The organism is Terriglobia bacterium (assembly GCA_020072565.1).
Classification (GTDB): Bacteria; Acidobacteriota; UBA6911; order UBA6911; family UBA6911; genus JAFNAG01.
The window spans coordinates 55,948-68,495 of sequence record JAIQGI010000009.1 but is presented as its reverse complement, the minus strand read 5'-3'; the positions used below and the strand labels follow the sequence as shown (position 1 = coordinate 68,495).

Below are 12,548 nucleotides of genomic sequence, written 5' to 3'. Positions count from 1 at the left end.
TTCAACCTCCATTCTTGCCGGTACGGAACACATGGAGCGGCTCTCCCGCTGTCAGCCTTGTGGCCGGCGTTCACCATATTGTGTGGACGTGCGGATAGAGAAGTTTCTTCTCGTCGCCGGTGATCAGATGCAGACCATGTATGCGTGCGGTCGCGACCAGGAGTCGGTCCACCGGGTCAGCGTGGAACGGCTCCGGCAAGGAGTATGCCTCTTCGACGATGTCGAGATTGATCGGCAAGCACTCCCATCCCGACAGCCCCACATAATGAAGGCAGATACAGCTGTCCAGGCCGACCCAGCGGCGAAAAATCCGAGTGCGGGCCGCAACCAAGTCGACAATGTGACTGTCGAACGAGTGCGGTTCCAACTTTCGTGAAGATGCATCGCCGCCAGGATTGCGTCCAGTGTCTGAATCGCAGAGGTCAGCCCCTCTCATTTGACATCAACTCCTCCTGGAGATAAGATCGTTGCTATCGAATTCGCGACCATGATGCGGTGAGGACATGATCACGCAAAGGCTCCGAGCACCCCTCGAGGGATCGGATCGATCCCTTCACCGGGAGTATATCGTGCCCGCCTGAGATCGCCGCTCTTTCTGGCAGTCGACCTGTCTGGAAAGTTCTCCCAATGAGAGGTTAGATGAGACAATCCGGAATCAAGCTCGAGGACGTCCAGGGCGTCTATTCCGGCCCTGAAGGCCGGCTCTGGGAACTCGTCATGGGGGAACAGATCCATGCCGGGGGCTTCGCCTCGTCGACGGAGCTCGCCCAAAAGGCGGGGATCAAGGCAGGGATGCGCGGCGTTGACCTGTGTTGCGCCCTGGGCGCCGGCTGCCGGTTCCTGGCCAGGAATTTCGAGGCCGTCATGTGCGGCGTGGACGCCACGCCCTACATGATTGAGGAAGCCAGGAAACGGGCGCCCTTTGCCGAATGGGGGATCGAATTCAAACTCGGAGACGTCCAGGCCGTGCCGTACCCGGACGCAGCCTTCGACTTCGTCTGGGGCGAAGACGCCTGGTGTTACGTGGCAGACAAGGACAGGCTCGTCGGTGAAGCGGACCGGCTCCTGAAGAAGGGGGGCGTCGTCGCGTTCACAGATTGGGTCGAGGGGCCGGCCGGGTTGACCGAGGCGGAGGCCCTCCGGTTCAACTCCTTCATGAAGTTCCCGGCTATGGAGTCGATCCCGGGCTATCGGACGCTTTTAGAAAAACACGGGTTCGCAGTGAAGGAGTCCGTGGAGATCCCGTTCGCGAAGTACGTCGACCTCTACCTCGCCATGCTCACCGAGCAGTTGACCTTCGACGCCCTCCGTATCCTGGGCGGGGATATCGCCGTTTTCCAGGGCCTGGGGGTGGAGATGTCCGACATGCAGGCCAATGTCCACGCCGGCAAGATTGCCCGCGGCCGGTTCATCGGAGTCAGGAAATAGGGTTCGCGGCTGGCCCGGCCGCGCGGATCAGGTGCCCCGAGAGACATGACACCCGACTCACAAACGAGCTTGAGGGCCGCGGCCGCCGAGGCGTTGGTCCGCCCGGCCGGCGCCTTCAAGACGACCTGCAGCTGCGTCCCTCGGGAACTCTTCGAAGCCTTCGGACTAAATGCGCCTCGGCTCTTGCCTCCCGGGACGGTCGTGTCCGAATCGAGGGGCGAGGCACGGTCAGGGCCTGGGGCGTGCGCCTGGTGCAAATCCGCGCTGGGCTCGGAAGAAGCCGGAGCGGTTTGGGTAGGGGGCGCGACCTGCGACCAGATGCGGCGGATGATCGAGATCGCCGGCCGGCATTCCGGGGCGGCGGCCATCGTCATTCATATCCCCAAAACGAGGACAGCCGAAGCCGAGGCCCTGTATCTCGGCGAGCTCGAGTGGCTCGCGGGTGAGCTCACCCGGCGCACGGGAAGGGCCCTTGATCCCGCGTCCCTTCTTCGCGCGATTGTCATTCGCGACGGCATCCGAGAGCGGATGCGGAAATTCCGGCCGACGCTCGCCGGGCCCGACTTCGCAGCCCTCGTCCAGCTTGACGCCGGCCTTCCACAGGAGGAAACGCGGGCGATCTTGGACGGCTGGGCTTTCGGTGTGAGCCGGAGCGCCGGAATTCCCATCCTGGTCGCGGGCAGTCCACATACGCCAGCCGACCTTCGCTGGCTCGAACTCCTCGAAGACGCAGGTCTCTCGGTCGTCGCCGACGCGACCTGCACCGGCGACCGGGCGGTCGATTTCACGGCCGTCCTCGACGCCGGCTGCCATCCGCTCGAGATTCTCGCCCGGACATATTTCCGGCGGCCCCCCTGTCCGTTCGTCCGGCCGAATGACGAATTCTACGGATACACGGCTCGGCTCGCTGCGAGCCGGGGGGTTCGGGGGGTGGTCTGGAAGTCGGTCAGAGGGTGCGACATTCACGGCCTCGAGGCGCCGCGAGCCATGCGGATCCTCGGCCTCCCCTTTCTGGCCTTGGATGTGAGCTATGGCGACATCGATTCCGTCCGCATCCGGATGCGGGTGGAAGCCTTCGCGGAGGGGCTGCAATGAGACCTGCCGATCCGCTCCCCGCCAAGGTCGATTTCGAGGCCTGGAACGCCGCGTTCCGCGGAATCACGGCGGAGAGCTGCGAAGCAGAAGCGGCATCGAGCAGCCCGATTGAAACACCAGGCTACCTCAAGACGCCGCGGTGTTTCGTGGAGCTTGAGGGCGATTCCCGGCTGCGAAGCTTGAGCTTCGACAACTCCCGGGCCGCTTATCGGCTCTGGTCATTCCTTCTTTCCGAGAATGACCGCCTCGCCGCTGCGCGCCGGGCGGGAAAGAAAATCGTCGGAGCTATGAAGGACCTCGGGACCGCTCCGGTCATCGCATATTCGGCCCCCGGCGTCGTCGCGTTCTACCCCGACGGAGCATGGTGGATCCCTTGCGTCATGGAGATGAACGAAGGGCTCCTCCGAATCGCAGACGCGGCCGGGTATGGCGAGGAGGTCTGCCCGGTGCGCGCGACCCTGGCCGCCTTTCTCAACAGAGCCCATTTTCCCATCCCGGACCTTCTCGTCGCCGCTGTCGGTGCCACGTGCGATGACATGTCCTGTTTGATGCAGCGCCTGGCCGACCTGGGAAGCCCGATAGTCTGGTGGGAGCTCCCCTACCGAAGAACAGATGAGGCTTCGCCCGATGCGATCCGATTCGTCGCCGGCCAGCTCGATCTCGTCCGCCGGGCCGTCGGCGACCTCGCCGGCCGGCCCATCACGGATGACATGCTTTCGGAGGGAATCCTGAAAGCCAACTGCGCCCGCGGTCTCCTCGCCCGGATCCGCGACTTGAGCTACGGGGTGATCCCGCCGCCGTTTCCCGCCCTGGAGACCCAGATTTGCGAGATGCTCACGATCCATTTCTGTTCGGATCAGGATGAGTGCATCCGGGTCCTCGAGGAGGTGCTTCGGACGGTCGAAAAACGTGTCGCCGCCGGGGACGGCGTCCTTCGGGCCGATTCCTGCCGGGTCGTCTGGGTCAATCCAGTCGCTGACCTCAGGGCGATGAACATGTTCGAGGATATGGGTGGGGCGCTCGCCGGGACCGAGTATCTCCTCCGGCACGCCCTGGTTCCGATCCCTGAAGACCGCCCGCCTCTTGTCGCCCTGGCCGAAACGGCCCTCCGCGATCCTATGATCGGGACGGCCGGATATCGGGCCAGAATCGTGATCGAGGAGGCCCGGAAATACGGCGCCGAAGGCGTCATCGTTTCAGCTATCCCCGGCGCGTCTCATTGCGCGACCGAGGGCCTGATCATTCGACAGGAGGTCCTGAGCGCCCTGGACCTCCCCGTCCTGGAGATCGTCGTTCCGCCCCTCATCGACGCTTCGGTTGGCCAGCTCGCAACCCGCTTCGAGGGCTTTTTCGATATCATCCGCTCGAGGAGACACCGTGCCTGAGCTGATTTTGGGATTGGACCTGGGAAGCCGCGCAGTCAAGGCGGTTCTCTATGATCTGGCCGGGTCGCGCGTCGCGGCCGCATGCGTCCGGGATGGAACGTCCGACAAGACCGCGGATGCCGAGCTCTTGATCCGCGAGGTCATGGAGGCGGCCGGAACCCCTAGGGAAAACCTCCTGCGCATCGTGGCCACAGGCTATGGCCGCGTTCAGCCAGGGCTCGCCCACGAAACGGCTACGGAAATATCCTGTCACGCGGTCGGAGTCGCCGCCGTTCGCCCCGAAGTCAGGACCGTGATCGACATCGGCGGCCAGGACTGCAAGTCCATTCTGCTCGCAGACGACGGGAGCGGCAAGGTCCGCGACTTCGCCTTGAACGATCGCTGCGCCGCGGGTTGCGGCCGGTTCCTCGAAGTCGCCGCGAGAATCTTGGGCTCGGACATCGACGGCCTGTCCGCGTTGGCCCGGCGCGCATCGGCCGAGTCCGAGATCAGCTCGATGTGCGTCGTTTTCGCCGAATCCGAGGTGATTGGGATGATCGCTCGTGGCGTTCCCCGGGAGGAGATTGCCGCAGGGATCGTCCGATCGATCGCCCGGCGGGTGGCAGGGCTGGCCGAACGCGTCGGGGTCCGCGCTCCGGTCGCCTTTACGGGCGGTGTGGCGTTGAACGAGGCGATGGTTGCGGCCCTGGGCCGGGAGCTCCGAGAAAGGCTGATCGTCCCGGCCGATCCCCGGATCACGGGAGCGCTCGGCGCGGCGCTCGTGGGCGCAAGGCGGCTCGGTCATCAGGGGCGGCTGGCCGGGATCGCTGTCGCGCGCGGGATTCCGGAAGCCGAGCCGAAACACGTCACGATCGCGGACTTTCGGGCCGGTGAATCCGCGCCGCGCGAGTGTGGACTGGATTCGGGTCCCGTTCCCCTTCCTCCACGCGGCGCCGGCGCCGGGCCAGGGAGGGATCGCGACAACACAGCGGTTATGGCCAACGCATCCGAAGCGCCGAGCCGAGCCGAATCGCGACACGGCGCGGTACCGAACCAGGGCGCGGGCTGCCACGCGTCTGCGGCCGGCGGCGGGCATATCGATGCGACTCCACGAAGTGCATGCCTGCACACCGTTCCCGCGCTCGCTCGATTCGACCGAACGGTGGCGAATGCCTTGGATTTCGCCCGCGAGGCCAAGGCCGCGGGGAAGAAGATCGTCTCGACCTTCTGCGAATTCACGCCGCGCGAAATCATCATGGCGGCCGGCGCCGTTCCGGTCTGCGCCTGCGGCGGGAGCCACAAAGCCGCCCTCGATGCGGAGCGTGACCTTCCCGCCGGCCTCTGCCCCCTGATCAAGTCGAGCTACGGCTTCGCCCTCGAAAAGGCGAGCCCCTTTTTCGAGATGAGCGACTTGGTCGTGGCCGAGACGACCTGCGACGGGAAGAAAAAGATGTTTGAGCTTCTGGGCGGCTTCAAGCCAATCCATGTCCTTGAGCTTCCCCAGAAGCCGGATGACGTGGGCGCCTATGGCCGCTGGAAGTCCGAAGTCGAGGGCCTTTGCCGCCGGATGGAGGCGCTGACGGGCAACGCGGTGACCGGGGAGCGCCTGGCTGAGGCAATACGGATGATGAACCGGGAAAGGGCGCTCCGCCGGGAGATCGCCAGTCGGGCCGGGAACCCGCTCACAGGGCGGGAAATCCTTGCCGCGAAGAGCCAGATCTCCGGGATTCCGGAGGACCTCGAAGCCTATGAGATGATCATCGCCCAATCCGACTCGGCGGCTTCCCACCCGAAGGATCATCTCCGCATCGCGGCATCCGCTCTGCAGTGGAAAAGGCCGCGGATCCTGATGACCGGTGTTCCGATGCCGCAAGGCGCCGAGAAAGTATTGGAAATCATCGAAGCGGCTGGGGCGACAGTCGTGGCCCAAGAGAATTGCACCGGGTTGAAGCCGATTCTCGAAGACGTCGCCGAGGAGGGTGATCCTGTCGAGGCGATCGCCCGGAAATACCTCCACCTTCCCTGCTCGTGCATGACCCCGAACGCCGGCCGGATGGAATACGTAGACCGCCTGATCGAAGACTTCAAGCCTGGAGGGATCGTCGACCTCGTCTGGCAATCATGCCTCACCTATGACGTGGAATCCGAAGTCCTCAGGCGACACATCGAGAGAAAGCACGGCCTCCCCTTCCTGAAAATCGTCACGGATTATTCGCCTTCCGACGTCCAACAGATCCGGCTCCGGGTAGATGCGTTCCTCAGCTTGGTCGCCGGCAGCGTGTCCTTGCGGTAGCGATGCGTAACCGCCGATTTGATATCTTGCCAGGAATTGTGCGTCGAGCGTGTTAGTCAATTAGTCGCAGCCCGGATTCGATGCCGGCAGCTGAGTCGCGGAAGTCTGGAGTCCAGGGACGCCCGGCTGGAAACAAAAAGTTTATTGACGCCCTAGAATCTCTCGTGTGTCGGCTCTTGTCGCCGAGTCGCGCGGTTGCGACGCCGGCCAGCACCTTGGCTTCGCCGAAATGCAGCCGATGGCCCAGCTTGGCCAGCTGACTGGCGTCCCGCTGATCGCAGCACTCCATCGCCGTCGATTCCCAGCAGAATTGTCTCAGTGGTTGACAGATCAGCCATGGGAACGGCTCTCCGTCCTCCATTGCCAACGCATTTTTCATCGAGCGCTTGAGTTATCGCTCAAACACCACTTCGACCTGAAGGGACACCTTCACGGGTTTACCGTCTTTCATGCCCGGTCTGTATTTCCACTTTCGCACCGCCTGGATTGCCGGTAGGACGATCTTGAGCCGGTCCTCCGGCCAGTCGAGGACGCTTACCGAACCCACGTTGCCGTCTTCATCGACGGTGATCGAGAGGCGGAGCCTCACGGGACTCGGGACATCGGGCGGCGTATCGGCCGGCAACTTTGGTTGAACGACGGTTTCAGGGATGGGGTCTGTCAACCCTGGGCGTCCCGCGGAGTAAACGGTGTAGCCCCCAGTTTCGGGCAAGGTTGCTTCGGTGCCCGAGACGGAAGCGATGTGGAACCCGTCGCTTTGAGGCGCCAGAAGGACATGAGCGGAGGGAAATCTGTTGTCGTCCTCTTCACACCCTGCCTCCGCCAGCAATTGTTCGTGGTCACCTTGGAGCCGCTGACCCAATCGGATTTGCCCCAGGCCGCACGCCCATCCTGACTCCCGGAAACGCTGGTGCCACGCGCGAACGCCGTCCTTTGCCGAGGGATCGGCCAACCTCGAGGCGACGGGCCAGCTCTCGCTGGCCCACTTTTGGATCAGGCGATAAGGGTCAACTGCTGTTTCCCGGACGATTGACGCCCGCCTGGCCGAAACAGCGTACTCGAGGTAGTGAACGCCGCGCCAGCCGGCGAGTTCAAGATCGACCACATTTCCGAGATAGATAAGCCCGAAGCCAGTGGCACGGACCGTGAGGTAATAAGGTTCATCGAGACAGTATCCGAGCGCCCGATTAGCAAGGATGAGCGGCGCTTCGGGTTTCGCGCCGACCCGGAAGACTTTCAATCGGAGCGCCTGCCAGACCGAGACGTCACTTGGGGACACTTCTGCGGTAACCAGGTATGGTTTGGCGCCTGGAATCGGCGGCGCGACCCGATACTTCAACCAACCCTGCGCGCCGCGTATGGTCTTATATCCGTTCGATTCCACGGTCAATGCGTGCTTCCAGGTGCCGCCCTGTCTCTCAAACAGGTAAAGCGACACGTCCAAACCATATGGAATTGAAAGACCGGTCGTTGCGACAAGCCAATCCGGATACTCCTTCGGGCGTCTGAGTTCTATGCTCTCAATTGCCCCGTAACCTCCCTCATCTCCAACAGGCACATCCTCTCTTCCCAGACGCTCGACCACCCTCGCGGCGAGAATATTCGGATCGGTTGCGACCGTTTCCGGCGCCCCTGCGATCTCGACAATCAAATCACGCAAGGCGTGCTTCAGGGCTGTGAGATTTTCGGACACCGCCGGAGGCACATCGACATCATGTCCCGAGATTTCCTCGAAGCGGCGCAAAGCCGACACGATCTCATGGACGGACCGTGCCGCTTGTGCTGAGAGAGAAGCCTCGCCCATGGTGCACGTTGCGATGATGATCATGAGAAGACGGATTCTGATATGTCCCATGGCATTAGATCCTACCCACGCAGCACTTTCGAAGGATTCACAGCGCCATATTATTGCAGCTGCAACGCTTCGGCAACCCGAGCTTGGTCATCTGCGCATACATTACTCTGTGGGATGGGGACTGACGACGCGAAGCTGTTCATCTCAAAAGCGATGAGCATCACGACCGGCTGAAAAATCGGCCTTGCGCTCGGTTTTTGGCCGTTTATTTTGGTTTTAAGGAGGTCCAGCAGCACCAATCGGAGAGAGAGGTCTCGACCACCGAAGTCTTGCCCGTCTCACGGAGCTATAATCTGCACTATTGAATGGGAAAAATCCAGCCACGAAGCGGGAGTGAGTGAGGAGAGTGCCGGCGGAGGCATCATGCGCGCAAACCTGATGAAGACAAAAGCCAATGGGGATGGATCCGGGTTGCGAAGCCGAGTGCGCACGGCCTTGGGCGTCCACGCGCCTCTGCCCGACGACCAGCGCCTTCGTGCAGGCATCCGAGCTTCTCTTTTTCTGGTGGGTGGCGCCATGCCGCCCTTGGCGTGGATCCTGGCTGATTTCCCGGACGCGGTCGAACATGTATACTCGGAGAGGATAAGCCTGCCCATCTCGCGATGCCTCACGCGCGTCTCGAACCTGGTGCCATTCAGCGTCGCCGAAACGGCCGCGATCGGCCTAGCATTGTGGGTGCTGTTCATGGCAACGCGGGGAGCGATTCAGGTTGCACGGAGACGGCGTCACCTGTTCAATGCGGCTGCCTGCGGAGTCCTCTGGTTTGCCGCGGCGACGGGCGTTCTCCTTTTCTCGGCTTATCTAAGCTGGGGATTTAATTTCGCGCGCGCGGATATCATCACGCGCCAGCATTGGTCAGGGTTTGAAATGCAGCCCGGGGCAGACTCTCTCCGCGACGAGCTGACTCTCTACTGCTCTCGCCTCGTGGAACTCGCGAATCGGGAATTTGAAAACGCCATCGGTTCCAGGGATCCGGGAAAACCCAGCACGCCCCCGAATCCCGTCGCTATCATGGACGCCTCCATTGAGGAGGCATATGCGAGGGTCACCGTGAATTTGAAGCTTCATCCTTCCATGGGGGCCAATCGCGGCCGCGCCAAAGCTGTGCTGGCATCCTTCGCCATGAACTCATTGCTGATCGGCGGGGTCTACAGCCCGTGGACCGGGGAAGCAAATTTCAACCGGGAGCTGCCTCCGCACACCCTGCCCCAGGCGATCGCTCATGAAAAAGCTCACCAACGTGGGATTGCCAGCGAAGACGAGGCCAATTTCTTCGGATTCCTGGCCTGCATTCATGCCCGCGATCCCTACGTTCGTTACTCCGGATATCTCTTTGCTCAGCAGCAGCTCCTGGGAGAGTTGAGAAGACTCGCTCCGGATAAAGTCGTTGAATTCACATCACGACGCAACGGCGGCATCCAACGGGACATCGCGTACAACAGGATGTTTGTGGACCGGCATCGCGGGTTCGTCAGCAATGCGAATGCTGTCGCGATCGACACCTACCTGAAAGCAAACCGCGCTCCGGCCGGAATTCGTTCGTATTCCCTGAGCGCCCAGCTGATCATCATTTACGCCCGCGCCGTAGGAAAGGGTGCCTGGTTATAGTGTCCCCGCGTTCAGGAGGGGCAGTATGACCCGGCACGCATTGCCCTAATCATCACCTGTAACATTATTTTCAGGCCCCGTTCACGGCTGTCCCCCCCTATACCGATGTATAATCGAGTGCGTCTCCGGATGCATGCATTAGGGTGCCAGCCCTGGAGCGGGTGGTTTGAGGAGGTTTCCCCGTGGGCTCCGTTGGGTTTGCGAAGCTCCGGAGGCAATTGCGAGTTTCATGGAGCGGCACAGACGGGACCAAAAAATCTTTAGCTTCTTGGCGCTCAAATCCTTGATCCGTCCGCAGAGGCGACGGATCAAACGATGGGATTCAATTTGGACTATCCACGTTGGCGTAAACTCGACAATTGTCGACTCAATGGTGACTCCAATACAGCCAGGCTTGCCATGCCCACACGCTTGAGCCGGCCATTTGCATGGTTAGGCTCTGTATTGCTGTGGATCGTTGCCTCATTTGCGGCCTCGGCGCCTGCAGCACAAAGCCCGGAGGCCACGGTGCCTTCGGGCGCAGCAAAACAGGCCGGCCTTCCCCAACCTGCCGACGGTGCCCGGCTCGTAGATGCGTCGAACGTAGTCCTTCGCTGGGCTCCTGAACCCACTGCCATAAGGCAGCGGATATTTTTCGGCCCGACGGAGGCACCGTTGTTTCGGGAAGAGATGACACGCCTGCAGTACCAGCCCGGCCCGCTGTCGCCCGGCACCACCTATTACTGGCGTGTCGATCAGCTGACTCCCTCCGGCATGGTGGTCGGCCGTACGTGGAGGTTTACGACTGCTGCCGGCGCACAAAAACTCATTGAGCCCGCCGTGCCATGGTCGCAATGCCTGCGTCAATCTGCGGCGTGGTATGCGACGCCGGAAGCCGTGCGCATCGCGGACAACGTTCTGCTGTACCAACGCGGCACCGGCGGCTGGCCCAAAAACATCGATATGGCCGTGCCTCTCACGCCGGCCGGCCGCTCCAGAGTCGCGCTCGACAAGCGCCTGACGGATTCGACCATCGATAATGACGCCACGACCACTCAAATCCGCTTTCTTGCCCGAGTGTCGGAAGCTGCGGACCAGCCTCGATTCCGATCGAGTATCCTCGAAGGCCTGCGCTTCCTGCTGGCGGCCCAGTACGCCAACGGCGGATGGCCCCAGTACTACCCTCTGCGTGATGACTATTCGCGGCAGATCACGTTTAACGACGACGCGGCTGTGAACGTCATGCTGTTGCTCCGCGATGTCGCAAGCGGCCTGCCTCCTTTCGCCTTCGTCGACCCGACGACCCGAAAACGCGCATCCAGCGCCGGGGACCGTGGCGTTCAGCTCATCATCGCGGCACAGATCAAAGTGAACGGCAAGCCGACCGGCTGGTGCGCGCAGCACGACGCGGTGACGCTCGCACCATGCAAGGCGAGGGCCTACGAGCTGCCCTCGATCGCGGGCCGTGAATCGGTAAGCATCGTCCGGCTTCTCATGGGAGTCGACAATCCCGGACCCGAGGTCGTCCTGGCAATTCATAATGCTGTCGAATGGTTCCGTGCAGCGGCAATCAAGGGATTGCGAGTCGACAAAGTGAGCGCCCCCTCGCAGCCTCGCGGGTTCGATTACGTTGTCGTCGCGGATCCCGCGGCGCCTCTTCTCTGGGCCAGGTTTTATGACATCGTCACGAACCGTCCGATGTTTGTGGGACGGGACGGAATCGTCAAGGCCCGGCTGCAAGATATAGAATACGAACGGCGCACCGGCTACACCTATCTCGGACCATTTGCGGCCGACCTGCTCCAAAAGGATTATCCGGCCTGGGAACGGCAGCATACCCGTAAGGTTCCTAACGCCGAACTTGTCACGGGCGATCATGATTTCGAAGCCGTCGAAGGCGAGATCAAAGTCGCGTGGCTGAAGTAACCCACGCCTTCTACTTGTGGAAAATGCTCCTCCCATGCCAATAGTCCATTCGGCAGCTCGGGAACCTGAATCCTCCCGCGCCAGAGATTGCGTTTGCCGACTGTGGCATCATCGACCGCAACCGCGGCGACATATTCGCCGGAGCGTAAATAAACGCCAGCCACGTAGCGGATTTCCTGCCCGCCGGAAAGATCGTCCGGAAGGTCCATGAGGGTAACAGGTTCCTCTTTCAGCCAATGCCCGGCCGCATCCCCGACCGCCACAATGCCTTTCAGTTGGCGCGCCGACGCCCGACCTTCCAGACCCTCGCTCGGGATCGCTGCCGATACCTGAACGAGAGACCTCTGCTGGATTGAGAAGTCCTCCACCAGAACCGAATTAGGTAAACATGCCCGAATTTCCCGACGGACCTTCTTCTACCCCGGGGCGAGGCTCCACGACAATATCAAAAACGAATTTCGCGGAGACGGTTCCGGGATTACGGCGCTCGTTTTGGATTTATTGAAACTTCCTAAAGCTGAGGATTTCGAGCGTGAAACCGGCCAGGTCCTGGGTGTCCATGTAGGCCCACCCTTCTTCGGGATCGTCCAGCTTCATTACCTGCACCGGCTGAAGGCCCTGCCGCTTCCACTTCTCTATTTCTGCATCGAAAGGAAGAGGCACAGGGAAACCCAGATGATGAAGCCCCTCTCCGTGCTGCTCCAGGAATTCCTGGTAACTCGACATGCCGCTTATCGGCTCGACAAGTTCCAGAGTGATCGTGCCGACCCTGGCATATGCGAACTTAAATGTGCAGTCTGTCGACTTGCCCCTGAAGCTGGCCTGGGATTCCGGATAGCTCTTGACGTGCACGTCCCATGGCCCGATGCCGAATTTGTCGGACAGGTTCCTTGCCGTCTTTTCCACATTTCTGACGACGACGCATGCATGCACGATCTCTCGCAGCAGAATCTTGTTGTCCGGGATTGTCCCGGCTTTTTCGTCGATGATTGCCATTCTT

10 protein-coding genes are annotated in these 12,548 nt (G+C 61.6%); 6 read left to right on the top strand and 4 right to left on the bottom strand.

The window, feature by feature from the left end; all coding sequences use genetic code 11:
• Positions 1-70 precede the first annotated feature (70 nt).
• Positions 71-436: a PIN domain-containing protein gene (locus LAP85_07655; protein MBZ5496261.1), complete on the bottom strand. Its 366-nt coding sequence runs from the start codon at positions 434-436 to the stop codon at positions 71-73.
• Positions 437-639: 203 nt separating this feature from the next.
• On the opposite strand from LAP85_07655, the gene LAP85_07650 reads away from it, so the two are divergent.
• Genes LAP85_07650 through LAP85_07635 form a run of 4 tightly spaced genes read left to right on the top strand, consistent with a single transcriptional unit; the run spans position 640 to position 6,180 of the window.
• On the top strand, positions 640-1,428 hold the full coding sequence (locus LAP85_07650) for a class I SAM-dependent methyltransferase (protein MBZ5496260.1): 789 nt from the start codon (positions 640-642) through the stop codon (positions 1,426-1,428).
• A gap of 45 nt (positions 1,429-1,473) precedes the next feature.
• Complete coding sequence (locus tag LAP85_07645) at positions 1,474-2,523, top strand: 2-hydroxyacyl-CoA dehydratase family protein (GenBank protein ID MBZ5496259.1); 1,050 nt, start codon at positions 1,474-1,476, stop codon at positions 2,521-2,523.
• Complete coding sequence (locus tag LAP85_07640; protein ID MBZ5496258.1) at positions 2,520-3,908, top strand: 2-hydroxyacyl-CoA dehydratase family protein; 1,389 nt, start codon at positions 2,520-2,522, stop codon at positions 3,906-3,908. The genes LAP85_07645 and LAP85_07640 overlap by 4 nt, the downstream gene beginning before the upstream one ends.
• A complete protein-coding gene (locus tag LAP85_07635) occupies positions 3,901-6,180 on the top strand; it encodes an acyl-CoA dehydratase activase (protein ID MBZ5496257.1) in 2,280 nt (759 codons plus the stop codon). Before LAP85_07640 ends, LAP85_07635 begins: the two co-directional genes overlap by 8 nt.
• Before the next feature lie 391 nt (positions 6,181-6,571).
• On the opposite strand, the gene LAP85_07630 is transcribed toward LAP85_07635, so the two are convergent.
• A complete protein-coding gene (locus tag LAP85_07630) occupies positions 6,572-8,035 on the bottom strand; it encodes an energy transducer TonB (protein MBZ5496256.1) in 1,464 nt (487 codons plus the stop codon).
• 363 nt (positions 8,036-8,398) lie between these two features.
• Between LAP85_07630 and LAP85_07625 the strand changes: the two genes are divergently transcribed.
• On the top strand, positions 8,399-9,643 hold the full coding sequence (locus LAP85_07625; protein MBZ5496255.1) for a DUF3810 domain-containing protein: 1,245 nt from the start codon (positions 8,399-8,401) through the stop codon (positions 9,641-9,643).
• Positions 9,644-10,396: 753 nt separating this feature from the next.
• Positions 10,397-11,548: a pectate lyase gene (gene pelA / locus LAP85_07620; GenBank protein MBZ5496254.1), complete on the top strand. Its 1,152-nt coding sequence runs from the start codon at positions 10,397-10,399 to the stop codon at positions 11,546-11,548.
• Here pelA and LAP85_07615 read toward each other — a convergent pair.
• The gene (locus LAP85_07615; GenBank protein MBZ5496253.1) at positions 11,497-11,916 is read right to left on the bottom strand and encodes a hypothetical protein; all 420 of its coding nucleotides are present in this window, start codon (positions 11,914-11,916) and stop codon (positions 11,497-11,499) included. The genes pelA and LAP85_07615 overlap by 52 nt on opposite strands.
• A 130-nt stretch (positions 11,917-12,046) precedes the next feature.
• The gene (locus tag LAP85_07610; protein ID MBZ5496252.1) at positions 12,047-12,544 is read right to left on the bottom strand and encodes a VOC family protein; all 498 of its coding nucleotides are present in this window, start codon (positions 12,542-12,544) and stop codon (positions 12,047-12,049) included.
• Positions 12,545-12,548: the final 4 nt, after the last annotated feature.